Below are 16,497 nucleotides of genomic sequence, written 5' to 3' on the forward strand. Positions count from 1 at the left end.
AGGTATCCCCCGGATTTAAGCCCGGGAGAATACCTCTTTTTCTTTATGGACTGGTGCTTCAGATGGCAAATGATCCAGTGCTTGCTTCAAATCCGCCACCAAGTCATCGAAATCCTCTAAACCAGCTGACAATCTAATCAAACCGTCTGTGATTCCCCTTGCAGCTCTTTCTTCAGCGGGCATCGCTGCGTGTGACATCGTAGCTGGATACGAGAGAATCGTTTCTACTGCCCCGAGGCTGACTGCCACAATCGGCAATTTGACGTGATCAAACAGCGCTTTTGCACGCTCACGGCTCCCTACATCAAAGGAAAGAACAGCCCCATGACCAGTCGCTTGTTGTGTTTGAATCAGGTGACCGGGGTGATCCGCCAGTCCCGTATAGTAAACTCGGCTTACCTGTGGATGCGTAGACAACCACTCAGCCAAGTCCGCGGCTGTCTTCGTACTCACATCCAGTCGGGCTTTCAATGTTTTGAGCCCACGCATCACGAGCCAGCAGTCCTGCACACCCAAAATCGCTCCCATACCATTCTGGATAAAGTAGAGCTGCTCCCCTAATGCAGCCTCCCTGGTCACGGCCAGACCAGCCACGACGTCGCTATGCCCTCCGATAAACTTCGTTGCACTATGAATGACCACATCTGCGCCAAGTTCCAATGGTCGCTGGTAATACGGGGTAAGGAACGTATTATCGACGATGACGAGCAGGCCGTGCTCTTTCGCGATACGAGAAACCGCTGCAATATCTGTCACCTTTAAGGTGGGATTGGAGGGGGTCTCCAGGTAAACCCCTTTCGTTGCCGGTGTAATGGCCGCACGAACGGCTTCTGTCTCTGTCGCATCCACGAACGTTACAGAGATGCCCATTCTCGACAATACCTTGGTCAAAAACCGAAACGTGCCACCGTATACATCTTCCGCCACTACAATATGATCTCCGGCAGAAAACAGCATGAAAACGCTGGAAATGGCAGCCATGCCAGATGAGAACGCGAAACCGCGTGCGCCTCCTTCCAGAGTCGCAATGCCTTCTTCCAAAGCCTGCCTGGTCGGATTGCCTGATCTGGCATAATCGAATGCACATGGCTGATCGATATCAGCCTGATGAAACGTAGAAGCTTGATAAATCGGAACCGACGACGCACCTGTGAACGGGTCAATGCAAGTGGAACCGTGGAGGAGCTTGGTGGCAAAATTCATCGTACACTCCCCCCTACGACCAAACTAGCATTCAAGGCCTGAAACAAATCGGCTACGACATCATCTGGATGCTCGATGCCAACCGACAGCCGCAACAAGCGATCACAAACACCGACATGGTCTCTGACTTCTTGCGGGATATCCGCATGAGTCTGCGTCGCCGGATACGTACACAATGACTCGACACCACCCAGGCTTTCGGCAAAGGACACGATTTGCAGATTTTGCAGGAACAATCCCACCTGCTCCACATCGCGTACGCGGAACGATACCATCCCACTATGCCCTGTCGCTTGATTCACCTGGATCTCATGTCCCGGATGCTCGGACAGACCCGGATAAAATACCTCCGCTACTGCCGGATGCTTACGCAGCTTTTCCGCTACAATCAAGGCATTGGATTGATGGCGCTCCATCCGCAATGCCAATGTTTTCATCCCGCGAATGAGAAGCCAGCAATCTTGCGGGCCGAGTACAGCACCGATTGAATTGTGCAAAAACCGGATTTTTTCCGACAACTCTTCTCCTCTTGTTACGATGAGTCCAGCCAACACATCGTTATGTCCTGCCAAATACTTGGTCGCACTATGTAAGACGATATCTGCACCAAGCTCTAGCGGGCGTTGACAATACGGGGTTAAGAATGTGTTGTCTACAATCGTCAAAAGACTGCGCTGCTTCGCCAAATGTGCTACTGCTCGAATATCGGTAATCTGCATGAGCGGATTGGTTGGTGTCTCGACGAAAATAGCCTTTGTGTCTGGGCGAATCGCATTTTTCAGTGCACCAATGTCACGCAAATCCACGTACGAAAACGTCAGACCGTAACGAGAGAGCACTTGCTCGAACAATCGATAGGTTCCCCCGTACAGATCGAGCGAAACAATCAGATGATCTCCTTTGGAAAACAAGCCCATGACGGTATGAACAGCAGCCATTCCCGAGGCGCAGGCGAATCCTGCATCTCCTGATTCCGCTATAGCGATGGTCTCCTCCAAAATGGTGCGAGTAGGATTAGCTGTGCGCGTATAGTCATAGCCAGTGCTCTGGCCCAAGGCAGGATGACGATAAGCCGTTGCATAGTAAACAGGAAAGCTCACCGCCCCTGTTTTTTCGTCTCTGCCTACTCCCGCCTGAATTAACTTTGTTTCCAATTTCATGTCTGTTTCTCTCCCTCCAATAGTGTACGAGGGCATCAAAAAAGCCCTCTTTCCTCTGAAAGAAGGCTTTGTTTACGTCACCGTAAGCAAATCCTTCTCATCTTTCAGAGTTTGATAACTCTGCAGGAATTAGCACCATTATCTCCCTGTTAAAATACAGGTGATTGGTTGCCGGGCATCATCGGGCCAGTCCCTCCGCCGCTCTGGATAAGAAGATTGCTATTCAATTCGATTGACCCTAATACTAATGGATCGGCAGGATTCTTGTCAACAATTTATTTCCACCCGTTAATTTGCATCCTTCAGGGCGGTCATCACTTGATTGTCCAGCTTTGCTGCTGCGTTTTTGTCATACGTCTTTTCATATTGTGGTTCTGCGGAAATACGGGAACCGTAAAACATAATATCGCGAACAGCCTCAATTTTGATCTCTACCATGGCCAGCTTGAGCGGAACACCTTCCAGGCGGTCTGTTTTAACGACAGCACGACCATTAATGGCGAAAGACGAGCCGGCACCGATCAAATGCAGGACAACCTGCGGTTCCTTCGCAATATTAGCCAAAATACGCGATCGATTATCCACGGCAAAACGAATCGTATCGGCGCTGACAGCAAACGTCCAGGACAAGGAACTGAGCGATGGTGCTCCTGACTCATGGTCTACTGTGCCCAAGGTAACAAAACGCTCTTTTTGCAAGAGCTTGAATAAATCTTCGGAAAGAGTTTGGGAAACAGTTTCAGCCATTTCAAAGCCTCCTATTCAAACGTTTTGTACGTTCATTTTACCCTTCGCATTGCTGATAGGCAAACGTTTCCTCTCCACCTTGATTCTGGTTGTCTTTTTCCCTAGACTGGTAGGTAACGATACCGATTGATGGAAGGGGATGGACAGCTTGACGCCTACAGATCGCCTCATGCAGCAAATTGACCAAGTACTTGAAGAGCTTCAGGAAGTTCGGAAGGTAAATGAGCGGATGCACAAAATTGCGATGTTCTTAGAAGATATCCGACTAGCAGATGTGATCCAAAATTACACAGCCCCGCGCAAGCTGCTCTGGATCAATTTCCTCGCAGGTCTTGCCCGGGGTCTGGGATTGACGATTGGTACTGCTATCGTTTTGGCTTTCCTCGGCTCCCTCTTGACGCAATTTCTTTCGATCCCTATTCTGGGGGATTACATCAGACAATTGGTGGAGTACGTCGAGACTTACAAGCAGCGGCCTTAATGATAGAGACTAGTCTCTGTCCTCGTCATGATCATCATCATCGTGATCGTCATTCCATTCCTTACCGTGCTTTTTCCAATAGCCATACGCATTGCCGTTGGGATGCTTATCTTTATGCTTCCCTTTTTCTTTTTTCTTTTTGTCATCATCATCGTCTTCATCGCCGTCTGTAGGCTTCACAGGCTCGCCAATGACCTTTGTGCTAAGTGCAACGTCAGCTTTCTTAATCAGCTTATCGTCTTCATACAATGCGAATTGAATCGATTTGGCACTAAAGGAATGATTCTTGTAAGACAACGTCAAAGAGAACTCACCTTTGTCATTTGGTTTAATCTCTTTTTTCTTCCCGTCAGGAGCGATCACAACCAGCTCAGCATCGTCCTTTTTGTTCCAGCCGCTTACTGTCCCCTTCACCTGGATGGACTTGGCGGCAGGATTGTTTACAGCAGTCGCCTTAATGACATATGCAGTCGCTTGATCCTTGTCAGGAGCGTTAACGATTTCTACCTGAACGGACTCGGAATCAACCTTCTTGCCGTCCTCGTAAACCTCGATCAAGGCTTTTTGATCTTTTGCTGCTTGTACATCCTTTACTGAAACCGTAAAGCTGCCTACGCCATCCCACAGCTTCTTCACGTTTGCGTCTTTTTTCACGCCATTATAGGTGACAGTTACTTTGTCTGCCCCCTGCTTGACAATTCCTTTTACTTTTAATTCCTTTTTCTTCGCATCCAATACAGACATAGTATGGATGATCATTTCCTGATCTTCTTCTGCTTTTGGAACGATCTTTACCTGTTCGCTATCGACCAGCTTGCTGCCTGCATAGGCACTTACGGTTACATACGGATCATAGGATGCATCCGGAGCTTCAAAGCTGACCGTAAAAGAGTGCTCGTTGGTCGGAACGACTTCAATGATGTCGGAATTCGGCTTTTTCACTACCACCTTGGTGACTTCCGAAGTCACAATCCCCTTTATGTACACCTTGTTATTTTCAGTCTTGGCATTTACGCTCACGATTTCTTCAGCATTCTCTGTCAGGCGCACTTCCAGCCAAATATCGCTGTAGTACTCGTTGTAGATACGCTCCCACTCCGCTTTGTTTTCTTCCATATACGTTTGGAGCTTCGTATTCAAGTTGATTTCATCTACAATAATGTACAAGTGATCCGCTTGATTTTTCAAGAGCATGTTCAACGTGGTTGGATCATTTTTAGCCAGTTCTTTTAAATTGTAGCGCGTGACTTGCTTCCCCTCGTCATTCATGACTACCTTTGTAGCACTTGGACTAGCAATTGAGCTTGCATTGGCAAAAATTGGCGTTAAACAGCCAAGAATACCTGCCGCTGTCACAACTGCTAATACGGGCTTGGTCATGTACTTCTTCAATGGTAGTTCCCCCTTCTAGTCTGCCAAAATCCCCCTGCTTGCTTGGGTCTTTCATATTGACGGGAAATCATTTTCAAAAGTTGCAGCATCCAGGAAACCGCGTCTTATTACCTATGAAAAGCATGTGAAACTAAAAAACTCCCCCCAACTTCCGAATCATTTCGGCAAGTCGAGAGGAGTCTTTGTCCCGTTAGTTGCAGTTGTACTTGGGCTCACTTTCAATCGCGACCAATAAAGCTTCGACTGATTCAGCAGGGTATCGCACTTCCACGGACTGTGTTTCAGCGTTCCCCGATAACACATACCAGCTACCTTCCTGACGATAACCGATATCGCTCATTTGGTGATCCTCATGTAGCAATTGCAAGAAAAAAGCAGCTGTATCCAAAGCAGAGCGGTCTTCTGGTCGCGCATCGGCAACCACTTGAATTTGGAGCCAATTAAAAAGTGCATCTTCACGCTTCACGCGGTTCTCCTCACTTTCGCCCAGTTTGCTCCGGTTTGATCCGTACCTTTACAATCACGAGAATCGCGATCGCCACCAGCATTGCACTTTTCACAGGAAGCTGCACATCCAAAATAGCGAAAATGAGAGCTCCAACAAATAAAAGGATGTACAAGAGCACATTTTTCAAAATAGGCATACGGATACGGGTAGCAAATCCAAGATAATAGACAATAATTAATTCCGCAAACAAAATCCAAGCGCGATATTTATCAGCCCACATGCGAAAGCTGTCATATGCTGTGAGCTGATCTGGATTCGTTGGCACATAGGTTGATGCGATTTGTATCCAGTCCATCACTTATCTCTCCTGTCTTCAAGCGGTGAAACCCCTACCGCTTCACATGCCACCTCATAGGCGGAATGAAACGAATAGTTACTCCTTTTTTCTTAGGAAAACGCTATCTTTCTTACTTTATCAGGTGGTGGATTCTGTGTCAAAAAACGGTAGGCCCTTCCATGTACCTGGCATGATTTTCGCCGTACATGCTATGATGAGGATATGTCAGTAGAAAAAGGTGGGAATAAGATGAGCTTGTATGCTATTGCCGTCAAAACGATTTCCGGTGAAGAAAAGACTTTGGCCGCCTTCAAAGGCCACGTACTGCTAATCGTGAACGTCGCCAGCCAATGCGGACTTACCCCTCAATACAAAGGGCTACAGGAGCTGTATGAGCGTTATCAAGATAAGGGTCTCGTCGTTCTCGGCTTTCCTTGCAACCAATTCGCTGGGCAAGAGCCTGGAACAGAAGAAGAAATCGCAACGTTCTGCGATCGCAATTACGGCGTGGCGTTCCCGCTTTTTGCGAAGATCGATGTCAATGGTCCTGGTACCCACCCGTTGTATCAGTACTTGAAGGAGCATGCTCCGAGCGAAGAAAATCCAGATATCGAATGGAACTTCGCCAAATTCCTCGTGGATAAAAACGGTCGCGTCGTGAAACGCATCAGTGCTCGTACTCAACCCGAAGAACTCAGCTCTGATATCGAGAGTCTGTTGTAAGGACAAGCCCATATAAAAACGCCACTTCATCCCCAAACAGGATCAAGTGGCGTTCTTTTCTTTTCAATCTTACGCTTGCGGTTGTGCTTCATAGCGTCTTTGCTTCTCATAGCGCTCACGATCTGATTTGTTCAGATATTTTTTGCGCAGACGAACGGATTGAGGTGTTACTTCGCACAGCTCATCATCGTTCAGATATTCCAGTGCCTCTTCCAAAGACAACATGCGAGGAGCCTTCATTTTGACAGTCTCATCCTTGGTCGCAGAACGTACGTTGGTCGCATGCTTTTCTTTACATACGTTAACAACAAGATCGTTGTCACGGTTGTGCTCGCCCACGATCATGCCTTCGTATACTTCTGTACCTGGGTGAATGAACATGGTTCCGCGATCTTCTACGGACATCAAGCCATACGTGGTAGCTGTTCCTGTCTCGTGGGAAATAAGTACCCCTGCGTGACGTCCTCCTACCGCTCCTGGTACAAGTGGACGATAGCTGTCAAAGGAGTGGTTGAGAATACCGTAACCGCGTGTAATCGTCAAGAACTCTGTACGATATCCGATCAAACCGCGGGATGGAATAATGAATTCCAGGCGAACTTGTCCGAAGCCGTTGTTGATCATGTTAACCATCTCGGCTTTACGTTGACCCAATGTCTCCATAACCGCCCCTGTATACTCCTCAGGCACATCAATGATCAACAGCTCAGCCGGTTCCATTTTTTGTCCATCGATCATACGAATGATAACCTCAGGCTTGGACACACCCAGCTCAAAGCCTTCACGACGCATGTTCTCAACCAAGATGGACAAGTGCAATTCACCGCGTCCAGAAACCACATACGCATCTGGTGAATCTGTTTCATCTACACGCAGAGATACATCTGTCTCCAGCTCAGACATCAGACGATCACGCAGCTTGCGGGAGGTTACGTGCTTACCTTCGCGACCGGCAAACGGGCTGTTATTCACAAGGAACGTCATTTGCAGAGTTGGCTCGTCAATTTTCAAGAGTGGCAATGCCTCTGGATGATCAACGTGGCAAACCGTTTCCCCTACGTTGATATCGTCAATACCAGAAATCGCTACGATATCCCCTGCTCTTGCTGTTTTTTGCTCAACACGTTGCAAACCGGAGAAACCGAACAGCTTTTGAATCCGTGCTTTTTTCACTTCGCCGTCGCGAGTAGTGACAGATACCATTTCATTCAGGTTCATGGTTCCGCGATAGATGCGGCCAATCCCGATACGACCCAAAAAGTCGTTGTAATCCAACATGGTTACTTGCATTTGGAGCGGAGCAGATTCGTCTGCGTCAGGAGCAGGCATATGCTCTACGATGGTGTCAAACAGTGGGCGAAGGTCGCCTTCCAGCTTATCTGGCTCAAGTCCTGCAATCCCTTGCAGACCGGAAGCATATACGATTGGGAATTCCAGCTGGTCTTCCGTCGCATCCAGATCAATGAACAGGTCGTACACTTCGTTGATAACTTCTTGAGGACGTGCATTGTCGCGGTCTACTTTGTTCACGACAACGATAGGGGTAACTTTTGCTTCCAGCGCTTTTTTCAATACAAAGCGCGTTTGTGGCATACAGCCTTCGAAGGCGTCGACGATCAACAGAACGCCATCCACCATGCTCATGATACGCTCAACCTCGCCACCGAAGTCAGCATGGCCTGGTGTATCCAAGATGTTAATCGTGAAATCATTGTATTTGACAGAAGTAGTTTTCGCCAGGATCGTGATTCCACGCTCGCGCTCCAGGTCGTTAGAGTCCATCATTCTCTCTTCTACCTGTTGGTTCGAGCGGAATGTGCCCGATTGGATCAAAAGTTTGTCAACCAGCGTGGTTTTTCCGTGGTCAACGTGGGCAATAATTGCAATGTTGCGTATGTCAAGACGCTTCATGTGAACCTCCTCTATTATGCATACCTTCCATATTAACAGGTAGTGAAACGCGGCACAATGGGCAGTTTTTTACGGGAGCCACTTCCAGAGTAAGCGACTTTATTTTCGTCATACTAAGGAAAATGGAGGTGGCATACGTATGAATCGGTACGACCCGAAATGTTTGGTTGGCTTGCTTACGATTGCAACCATGTTGACCGGATGCGCAAGCTCGAGCAGCCATCCAAAAAATCAAGCACACACACAAAGTACCACCTATCAGCAAGCCCCGGGTGCCAGGACAAGCCTCGCTCATGATTATCATGCCTACACTGGCGGAATCAATGCCCGCAATTATCACAAAGGCTATACGGTCAATGGTTTCAATCAGGATTTGGCTGAACAGCTCACCTTGGTCGCAGATGAAGTACCTGGCGTGGAGCGGGCTACTGTTCTTGTGAGTGGGACAGATGCTGTCATCGGAATTCGTGTTCGAAAAAATTTTGGCCCTGAGCAAACGCGCATAATCGAACAGCAAGTCCACTCAGCCGTTCGTTCACGTGTTCCCAACTTCTCCATCCAAGTAGCCTCCGACGTAGCCACATTTGATCGGATTCGTGCCATCCATGCAGATATTTATGAAGAAGCAACGCATCGGACCAATCAAGTTGATGTGAGACCCGACATGAACAGTCAAATCACGAATACATCCACGGAATTTCGTTCTCTGCTCCACGATATTGGCCGCAGAATTCCTATTGTCACTCCATGATGACAAATAGGAATCGAAGCTCCATATAAAAGAGGTGCGGAATCAGTCCGCACCTCTTGAAAACTTTTCCATTTGTTACTTACTTTGCCGCTTCAACCAGTTTCATTTCTGGCTCAACAACTTGCAGTTCACCCAAACCACGAACTAATTTCTTCGCGTAAGTTTTTTCCGGCTTCAGCACGGATACCAAGTAGTCGATGGCGATTTGCGGATCAACGGTTTCCCCACACGTGTAGCAATCCAGAGCAGCAAAGCCGCGCTCAGGATACGTATGAATGGACAGGTGGCTTTCCGAGAGAAGAACTAGTACGGTAGCACCCTGAGGAGAAAACTGCTTCGCTTGCACACTCAGTACCGTAGCACCGCATGCCTCAGCAGCCTCAATCATTTCCTTTTTCAAAAATTCTGCGTCGTTCAACAAATCAAACTGAACTCCCCATGTGTCAACAGCAACGTGTCTTCCGAAAGTCGAATATTCCATCTTTCGGTTCCCCCTTCCTAACGAGTGTAATGTTAAACATCGCTAGGACCTGCGTCATTCACTAACGGGGGCGGTTTCCGTTGTTATCCACCCTTTAAAGTGAATCCTGGTTCCTAATCCTGTTTCCAACGAAAACAACAATACCATGCATCGGCCTAGTTTGACAATACCCTTTTTCAATAATCTATAAGAACATTACAAATAGGCATGACGACTGTCTCTACAGAATGGAGAACCGACGCCTGCTACAAGTGGCTTTCACCTATTATGATATATGCTAAACTTTTAGAAAGGAACCTGAATGGAGATGATCACAGCACATGATTACTATCCGTAATGCCAAACCAGAAGATTTGCCAGCACTAATCGCTATCGAGCACCTTTGCTTCTCACCAGAAGAAGCTGCAACACAGGAAGCATTTGAGAAACGTATTCGATTGATTCCTGACAGTTTTTTTGTAGCGGAAGCGGATGGGATCATTGCGGGCTTGATCAATGGACCCGTCATCGAATCCCCCTTCATTACCGATGATCTTTTTCAAACGATTAAAGAAAATCCGGCATCTGGCGGTCATCAAACAATTTTAGGCTTAGCGGTTTCTCCCACTTTTCAAAATCGCGGCATTGCCTCTATGCTCCTAGTACATCTGGAAGCATCCGCAAAAGTGTCCGGTCGCGAGACGATCACTCTTACGTGTAAAGATAATTTGATTGGCTATTATGAAAGACATGGATACCTCAACAACGGTGTTTCCAGCTCAGATCACGCCGGAGAAATTTGGTACAATATGAGCAAGCCATTACCCTTGCGCTAAATGTGAAGGACAAATAGTAAAAGCGGGCACCTCTTGTTAGGAGGAAACCCGCTTTTTCTTACTCGCTACCTGATCACATTAATAAAAAAGGGCGCCCCGGGCACCCTTCTTTCACTAAACTTCTAATTCAAATAGACGTCGTGATAACGTTACCAATCGAACATCAATTGCTGGAAGTTTTTCTGGGGCAGTTCTCTTTGCCCAATTACGCAAATCCAGCCATCGGTCCGTTTCTTGACGTAAGGACTCAATCTCCTGCTCGCTGCCATCCTGCTGGAACAAAGCCTCCAGCTCATTGGCCATGTGCAGAGAGTTATTTTCAAAGACGGACACTTCTTCGTCTCCGGTTAGCTCCTGAATGCTCACAACCGATCCTTGATCGTAGTGATACACCATTGTGAAGCCGTCGTAAATCCGGTGGACAATTCCATAGCCTCGGAACGCTTTCATTGCTTTTCTCATAGCATTTGCCAGCTGCCGATCTCGGATCAGATACGAGCTGTCGCATGAGTAGCGGCTGCCAACCCGACAGAAACTCAATTGAATCTCGCCGTTCTTGTCATTCAAGATTACGTCACGATCGCCATTGTCACACACTTTGACTTGGACTGAAATGTGTTCATTGGTGAAAAGCGAAACGAACTGGTTCAGCTCTTCTTCATTCACCGTAAAATAGGCCTTGGCGTAATTAGTTGCTAAACGCTGTGCCATAAATATCTCCTCAATTCTTTTGGTTTGCATGGGTCGAGTATGACCGAACAGTTATCCAAAACAGAGGAGATACGCTAAGTATCAACAAAAGAACGCTGTAGAACCTGGCCTTGCCCTCCGCATCGAAAATCGATTTGGGTAATGAAGGCGGATCACCTACTTTTTGTTTTTCGCAAAAAAGCCATTTTTGACATCTTTATTATACCTCAGGTGCCCTCAAAAGTCTTGAGCAAAATGACGATGAATTTTAGCAAAAAACCGGAATATCCGCAATCAGAAGCAAGGAAATGAAAAGAACTCCCTGATTCACTCAAATGCTTGCTGTTTCATTGAAATTCAAAGCGACTTATATCCCTGCGGTTGAGGTCATCGCTTTTTTGATCGCAGCCTGTTCTTCTTCAGACAAATGGTAGGTCGATGTACCCTGCTCAAGCGGCTTGGCGTACACGCGAGATTCTTCTCGTCCAAAAATGCTGGTGATCACGACGCCGTTCCCAGCGTCATCTGTTACCGCCAGCGAAAAGCTAAGATCACTGCCGACATCCCCGAAGGCATTGTAACGGATAATCGCTATTTTGCCGCATTGCGCTGCCATTCGTTGTGACAGACGATTGATGGCAAACTGCTGATCGCTATGCTGCTTTTTCATTTCCTCTACCTGATCCAGCAGTTTATGCAAGCCTTCCTCGAGATTGGCTCCTCCCGTCCCTGTCATAATCCGGTTGATCGATTTCCTCAATCGACTGGTCCGAACTGACTGCATAATCACGATCCATAACAGGATCAGTGTTAATGCGATGACGGCTAAAAGCAGGATCGCTACAGTGGGGATTTGTGATAGGAATGCTTCCAAAACTTTTCTTCCTTTCTGGCGCGTACGTAAATATGCTGTTAAAAACCTTCTTTATTGTACAACCGTCGGGCCTCCCATTCAAACAAGTCTTTTATAAAAATAACAATTACTAAATGAGCGACTTTTCCACCAAAAAAAGCGACACCCTCATTTGTTTGAGATGTCGCTTTTTCATTCCGTATTGGTTTGTGTCAAACTCATCGTCCTTTGGCTATCCTCCAGTCTGCCTACGCTTCCAAAAGCAACATTTCCCGACGGAGCTGTTTTAATCGCTCTGTGGAGTGTTTCATCTGACTTTGGTCTTTGGCTTGCATCGCGTCATACAACGTCGCCAGTTCATAATCCAACTCCAGACGCAGTACCGGGATGCGTTCTTCCGAATCACGTCGTTTCATCGCGGCAATTACCTGATCCATCGTTACATTGCAAAATTTTTCATAGATCACTTTTTTCTCAGCTCCTTTTAATTCCACTATTCTGATAACTTCTCCGTACTGGATTTGCTTCAGCAAGACGCACTCTTCAAAAGTGACCTTGATCATGGCATGCCCTTTTGCCCGCTCTACGAAGTGGTACAGTACGAGTGCCACCCGAGAATCATTGACAGGAATGCCTGCAATGTGCAGCTTATAGGACCCATTTAAACGCTGCATTTTCCAGTCGGATCGGCCATCTGTGGTGTTCACGAGGAGGTGAAACTGCTCGGGAGATTCTTTCCACGTGACGTTCACCCCTGCTTCCACCAGGGCCTGCACCATCGCGTGCAATGTTTTGCGGTCAAACCAAACTGCCAAATGGAAATACTCCAACTCCATGCCGAGATTCATCTTCTACAGGCCCCTCCCGTTGACAGAATACTCAGATATCGTTTTCGCCGTAAGGGAGTGAGTGGTATATCATATTATTCAGGCTTTGGTTTTGCTATTCATAAACTCGGCATGTATTTTTTTCCTGGATGGTATGATATCATATGGAGGATTCCAAGCTCCCTTGACGGGGACGATCGCCCTTTTCTTTCTAGTGGGGTTTGATGATGCTTAAAAGAGGTGTTTGTTAATGCCAACGTTTCCAGGTTTTCGTCAAGAAGATTTTGATGTTTTTGCCATTGATGGACTAGATGCTCGGATGGATGCGATCAAAACCAATGTCCGTCCCAAATTCGAAGTACTCAGCCAACACTTTGCGCCTTTTCTCTCCGTAGCAACCGGGGATGAAATGTTTACGCACATAGCAAAACATGCACGCCGTACGGTGAACCCACCAGCTGATACGTGGGTTGCCTGGGCTAATGATAAACGCGGTTACAAAAAACATCCGCACTTTCAAATCGGCTTGTGGGGAACACATTTGTTCGTTTGGTACGCGGTAATCTACGAGTCTCCTTCCAAAGAGATCATCAGCCATGCATTTAACAAGCATCTGGATGAGGTTCTTGCGATGGTTCCGGAGCACTTTCACTGGTCCCCGGATCATATGCAACCAGCAAGTACGTCTCAAAAAGAATTGGGCACGGCTGGCGTGAAAAAGCTGGTGGACAGGCTGGCACAGGTAAAAAAAGCGGAGTTGCTTTGCGGAATTACCATTGATCGTCATGATCCAATTCTGGCAGACGGAGAAGCATTGGTGAGTCGTCTCGAAGAAACATTTGGCGTGTTGAGTAAGCTCTATACATTAGGAAATTCTCGTGGATAGAACGCCTCCCACTTTCTTTAGTTAAATTATATGCAAAAGAACAGGTCCGCTTTCATTTGAAAAACGCAGGCCTGTTCTTTTGTTTTAGGAAAAAGACCGCAGTCGATCCAAAGACTTGTTCACATCGCCAAACATGCGGTCAAACAATTGTTGGACACTAGGTACATCATCAATCAATCCAATAACCTGACCAGCCCACCCAAAGCCTCGCTGGCTGTCGCCCTCATAAATAAATGTGCAATTGCTCTCTCCACTGATAAAGCTCTTTAACTGCTCGTAGCCTGCCCCTTCTTTTTCCAATTGGAGAATATGATCAGAGCCCTGTGTACGAACGACCCTCGCAGGTGTCCCCAGTGTGCGCTTGATAACTGCGGTATCGTGCTCCGTTCCAGTAACTAACGCCTCTTTGTAGGCAGAATGGGCATGGACACATTCTTTTGTCGCAATAAATCGCGTTCCCATCTCCACACCTTCTGCACCAAGTGCAAGCGCTGCCAAAATTCCCCGACCATCGCCGATGCCACCGCTAGCCAATACCGGGATATTCACGGAATCCACCACACGCGGAATCAGAACAAACGTCCCGATATCATCTCGTCCTAGGTGACCCCCACCTTCTTGACCGACAGCCATCACAGCATCCGCGCCGATCGATTCAGCTTTTTGTGCTTGTCGGGCAGACGCAACCAAGACAAGCTTTTTGATGGGATGACCATCGAGTCTGCGCAGCAGTGGCTCTGGATTTCCTCCTGTTACCGAAACAGCTGTCACTCCTTCTTCAATCGCCACATCCAGCATTTCTTCATACGGCCGACCGTGTTGACCAATTGCGTAATTCACACCAAATGGCTTATCGGTCAATGCACGAACCTTACGAATCTCCTCTCGCAGCGCTTTAGCCGATGGCAAGGACATCGCCGTAATTTGACCTAGCCCCCCCGCATTTGACACAGCCGCAGCCAAATCTGCGTAAGCTAAATAAGCCAAGCCGCCTTGAACGACTGGGTATGCTATTTGAAGTAGTTCTGTTACTCTCGTTTTCATCCTTTTATCACCTCGTGTAAATGACCTTCTCGGCTTACAGGCTAAACTCCTGCTACCACACGTAAACCTGAATAAAAATTCGCTTGCTTTCCCCCCCTATTTTGCTATACTCAATTTGTTTGTTTTTCCCCTTATTATTCTTGATTAGTAAAGTGAGGCGATCGTAGTGAGACAAATGAAAACTCCTTTGTTCAGCGGGTTGTTGGAGCACGTCAACCGGAACCCGATTCAATTTCACATTCCGGGCCATAAGAAGGGTATGGGTATGCATCCGGCATTTCGCGAGTTCATCGGGGACAACGCTCTTTCGATAGACCTCATCAACATTGCGCCATTGGATGATTTGCATCACCCGAAGGCAATGATTAAAGAAGCACAAGATTTGGCAGCCGAGGCATTCGGCGCTGACCATACATTCTTTTCCGTACAAGGTACAAGCGGTGCCATCATGGCGATGATTATGGCGACCTGCAGTCCTGGCGACAAAATTATCGTACCGCGTAACGTGCACAAATCGATTATGTCGGCGATTATTTTCGCTGGAGCAATCCCCATCTTTATTCACCCTGCCATGGACGAGCGTCTGGGTATTTCTCACGGGATCACAGTGAAGGCCGTGCAAAAAGCACTGGAAGCCCACCCTGATGCTGCTGCTCTGTTGGTGATTAACCCAACGTACTTCGGTATTGCAGGTGACCTGCGTGAGATCGTGCGGGCGGCCCATAACTATGAAATTCCAGTATTGGTCGACGAAGCGCATGGTGTGCATATTCATTTTCACGATGAACTCCCGATTTCAGCCATGCAAGCAGGTGCCGACATGGCTGCGACCAGCGTACACAAGCTGGGTGGCTCTTTGACCCAAACGTCGATCTTGAATGTACGGGAAGGGCTCGTCGATGTGGATCGGGTGAAAACGGTCATGAGTATGCTCACGACGACCTCGACGTCTTACATCTTCCTCGCGTCGTTGGACATGGCGCGTCAGCACTTGGCCCTCAACGGGAAAATGCTCGCGGATCAAGCGATGGAGCTGGCAACAAAAGCACGCGATATGATTAACGAAATCCCGCGTATTTACTGCGTTGGCAAGGAGATTCTTGGAAAGCCTGCGACTTTTGCGATGGATCCAACCAAGCTCCTCATCCATGTACGCGATCTCGGAATCACTGGATGGGAAGTCGAGAACTGGCTGCGTGACAAGTATAACATTGAGGTAGAGATGAGCGATCTGTATAACATCCTCTGCTTCGTTACTGCCGGAGATACGGAAGAATCCATCCGTGCGCTGGTAAATGGCTTGCGTGATCTGTCCGTTGAATTTTCGCACGTACAAGCAGAAGACAAGCCGACCATCTCCCTGCCGAATATCCCTATGCTGTCCACCACCCCTCGAGATGCTTTCTATGCAGAAACAGAGACGATTCCGTTAGCGGAAGCAGCAGGTCGAGTCATCACTGAGTTCATCATGGTGTATCCTCCAGGCATCCCGATCTTCCTGCCTGGGGAGGTAATCACTGAGGAAAATATCGCATACATCCAGGAGAACATTCGAGTCGGATTACCCGTACAAGGTCCTGAAGATGAGACACTGAAAACGATCAAAGTCGTAAAAAGACAAACCGCCATTTCTGGCTAAGCGATCCGAACTGAAAAAGTGGCTGCCTCTTTCACGAGAGAGCAGCTTTTTTATTTTTTATGCAAGCATTTTGAGATAAGATGAAATTGGGAAAAATCAGGAAAGGTGT

The 16,497-nt window shown here is 47.5% G+C and carries 17 protein-coding genes, 1 pseudogene and 1 riboswitch; of the genes and pseudogenes, 6 read left to right on the forward strand and 12 right to left on the reverse strand.

Features of this window, described 5'->3' with window-relative positions:
* Nucleotides 1-15: 15 nt before the first annotated feature.
* From ACUUHJ_RS20365 to ACUUHJ_RS20375, 3 genes are all read right to left on the reverse strand, one after another.
* Nucleotides 16-1,203, reverse strand: coding sequence for a trans-sulfuration enzyme family protein (locus ACUUHJ_RS20365; RefSeq protein WP_472299748.1), 1,188 nt, complete (start codon nucleotides 1,201-1,203; stop codon nucleotides 16-18).
* Nucleotides 1,200-2,363: an aminotransferase class I/II-fold pyridoxal phosphate-dependent enzyme gene (locus ACUUHJ_RS20370; protein WP_472299749.1), complete on the reverse strand. Its 1,164-nt coding sequence runs from the start codon at nucleotides 2,361-2,363 to the stop codon at nucleotides 1,200-1,202. The genes ACUUHJ_RS20365 and ACUUHJ_RS20370 overlap by 4 nt, the downstream gene beginning before the upstream one ends.
* 94 nt (nucleotides 2,364-2,457) lie before the next feature.
* Nucleotides 2,458-2,577, reverse strand: a riboswitch (SAM riboswitch).
* A gap of 74 nt (nucleotides 2,578-2,651) precedes the next feature.
* Nucleotides 2,652-3,110, reverse strand: a complete 459-nt coding sequence (locus ACUUHJ_RS20375) for a pyridoxamine 5'-phosphate oxidase family protein (protein WP_015892137.1) — start codon at nucleotides 3,108-3,110, stop codon at nucleotides 2,652-2,654.
* Nucleotides 3,111-3,249: 139 nt separating this feature from the next.
* Here ACUUHJ_RS20375 and ACUUHJ_RS20380 point away from each other — a divergent pair, with 139 nt between their 5' ends.
* Nucleotides 3,250-3,591, forward strand: coding sequence for a DUF5665 domain-containing protein (locus ACUUHJ_RS20380; RefSeq protein ID WP_289673663.1), 342 nt, complete (start codon nucleotides 3,250-3,252; stop codon nucleotides 3,589-3,591).
* A gap of 9 nt (nucleotides 3,592-3,600) precedes the next feature.
* Here ACUUHJ_RS20380 and ACUUHJ_RS20385 read toward each other — a convergent pair whose 3' ends face one another.
* The 3 genes from ACUUHJ_RS20385 to ACUUHJ_RS20395 all read right to left on the reverse strand — a co-directional run bounded on the left by ACUUHJ_RS20385 (nucleotide 3,601) and on the right by ACUUHJ_RS20395 (nucleotide 5,786).
* On the reverse strand, nucleotides 3,601-4,983 hold the full coding sequence (locus ACUUHJ_RS20385; protein ID WP_472299750.1) for a hypothetical protein: 1,383 nt from the start codon (nucleotides 4,981-4,983) through the stop codon (nucleotides 3,601-3,603).
* A 190-nt stretch (nucleotides 4,984-5,173) separates the two neighbouring features.
* A complete protein-coding gene (locus ACUUHJ_RS20390; RefSeq protein WP_289673665.1) occupies nucleotides 5,174-5,449 on the reverse strand; it encodes a hypothetical protein in 276 nt (91 codons plus the stop codon).
* A gap of 10 nt (nucleotides 5,450-5,459) precedes the next feature.
* Nucleotides 5,460-5,786 carry a YlaH-like family protein gene (locus ACUUHJ_RS20395; protein WP_016740687.1) on the reverse strand — a complete coding sequence of 109 codons (327 nt, stop codon included), beginning with the start codon at nucleotides 5,784-5,786 and terminating at the stop codon, nucleotides 5,460-5,462.
* A gap of 231 nt (nucleotides 5,787-6,017) precedes the next feature.
* Between ACUUHJ_RS20395 and ACUUHJ_RS20400 the strand changes: the two genes are divergently transcribed.
* Nucleotides 6,018-6,491 carry a glutathione peroxidase gene (locus ACUUHJ_RS20400; RefSeq protein ID WP_472299751.1) on the forward strand — a complete coding sequence of 158 codons (474 nt, stop codon included), beginning with the start codon at nucleotides 6,018-6,020 and terminating at the stop codon, nucleotides 6,489-6,491.
* Between the two features lie 69 nt (nucleotides 6,492-6,560).
* Here ACUUHJ_RS20400 and typA read toward each other — a convergent pair whose 3' ends face one another.
* The gene (typA, locus tag ACUUHJ_RS20405) at nucleotides 6,561-8,402 is read right to left on the reverse strand and encodes a translational GTPase TypA (protein ID WP_172140079.1); all 1,842 of its coding nucleotides are present in this window, start codon (nucleotides 8,400-8,402) and stop codon (nucleotides 6,561-6,563) included.
* Nucleotides 8,403-8,541: 139 nt separating this feature from the next.
* On the opposite strand from typA, the gene ACUUHJ_RS20410 reads away from it, so the two are divergent.
* Nucleotides 8,542-9,153 carry a YhcN/YlaJ family sporulation lipoprotein gene (locus tag ACUUHJ_RS20410; RefSeq protein ID WP_472299752.1) on the forward strand — a complete coding sequence of 204 codons (612 nt, stop codon included), beginning with the start codon at nucleotides 8,542-8,544 and terminating at the stop codon, nucleotides 9,151-9,153.
* A gap of 79 nt (nucleotides 9,154-9,232) precedes the next feature.
* Here ACUUHJ_RS20410 and speD read toward each other — a convergent pair whose 3' ends face one another.
* Nucleotides 9,233-9,634 carry an adenosylmethionine decarboxylase gene (gene speD / locus ACUUHJ_RS20415; RefSeq protein ID WP_007723244.1) on the reverse strand — a complete coding sequence of 134 codons (402 nt, stop codon included), beginning with the start codon at nucleotides 9,632-9,634 and terminating at the stop codon, nucleotides 9,233-9,235.
* A gap of 320 nt (nucleotides 9,635-9,954) precedes the next feature.
* On the opposite strand from speD, the gene ACUUHJ_RS20420 reads away from it, so the two are divergent.
* Nucleotides 9,955-10,449, forward strand: coding sequence for a GNAT family N-acetyltransferase (locus tag ACUUHJ_RS20420; RefSeq protein WP_289673667.1), 495 nt, complete (start codon nucleotides 9,955-9,957; stop codon nucleotides 10,447-10,449).
* Nucleotides 10,450-10,563: 114 nt separating this feature from the next.
* Here the strand turns inward: ACUUHJ_RS20420 and ACUUHJ_RS20425 are convergent, their stop codons facing one another.
* The 3 genes from ACUUHJ_RS20425 to ACUUHJ_RS20435 all read right to left on the reverse strand — a co-directional run bounded on the left by ACUUHJ_RS20425 (nucleotide 10,564) and on the right by ACUUHJ_RS20435 (nucleotide 12,840).
* On the reverse strand, nucleotides 10,564-11,160 hold the full coding sequence (locus ACUUHJ_RS20425; protein ID WP_472299753.1) for a hypothetical protein: 597 nt from the start codon (nucleotides 11,158-11,160) through the stop codon (nucleotides 10,564-10,566).
* Between the two features lie 346 nt (nucleotides 11,161-11,506).
* On the reverse strand, nucleotides 11,507-12,013 hold the full coding sequence (locus tag ACUUHJ_RS20430) for a DUF4446 family protein (protein ID WP_289673668.1): 507 nt from the start codon (nucleotides 12,011-12,013) through the stop codon (nucleotides 11,507-11,509).
* A 227-nt stretch (nucleotides 12,014-12,240) separates the two neighbouring features.
* Nucleotides 12,241-12,840 (reverse strand): hypothetical protein, encoded by a 600-nt coding sequence (locus ACUUHJ_RS20435; protein WP_289673669.1) that lies wholly within the window; start codon nucleotides 12,838-12,840, stop codon nucleotides 12,241-12,243.
* Nucleotides 12,841-13,069: 229 nt separating this feature from the next.
* Between ACUUHJ_RS20435 and ACUUHJ_RS20440 the strand changes: the two genes are divergently transcribed.
* Nucleotides 13,070-13,705: a YktB family protein gene (locus ACUUHJ_RS20440; protein ID WP_289673670.1), complete on the forward strand. Its 636-nt coding sequence runs from the start codon at nucleotides 13,070-13,072 to the stop codon at nucleotides 13,703-13,705.
* Nucleotides 13,706-13,789: 84 nt separating this feature from the next.
* On the opposite strand, the pseudogene ACUUHJ_RS20445 reads toward ACUUHJ_RS20440, so the two are convergent.
* Nucleotides 13,790-14,752, reverse strand: a pseudogene (locus ACUUHJ_RS20445) (NAD(P)H-dependent flavin oxidoreductase); the annotation flags it as partial.
* Nucleotides 14,753-14,915: 163 nt separating this feature from the next.
* On the opposite strand from ACUUHJ_RS20445, the gene ACUUHJ_RS20450 reads away from it, so the two are divergent.
* The gene (locus ACUUHJ_RS20450) at nucleotides 14,916-16,388 is read left to right on the forward strand and encodes an aminotransferase class I/II-fold pyridoxal phosphate-dependent enzyme (protein WP_289673672.1); all 1,473 of its coding nucleotides are present in this window, start codon (nucleotides 14,916-14,918) and stop codon (nucleotides 16,386-16,388) included.
* The last annotated feature ends 109 nt before the right edge of the window (nucleotides 16,389-16,497 follow it).

Source organism: Brevibacillus schisleri (assembly GCF_055685845.1).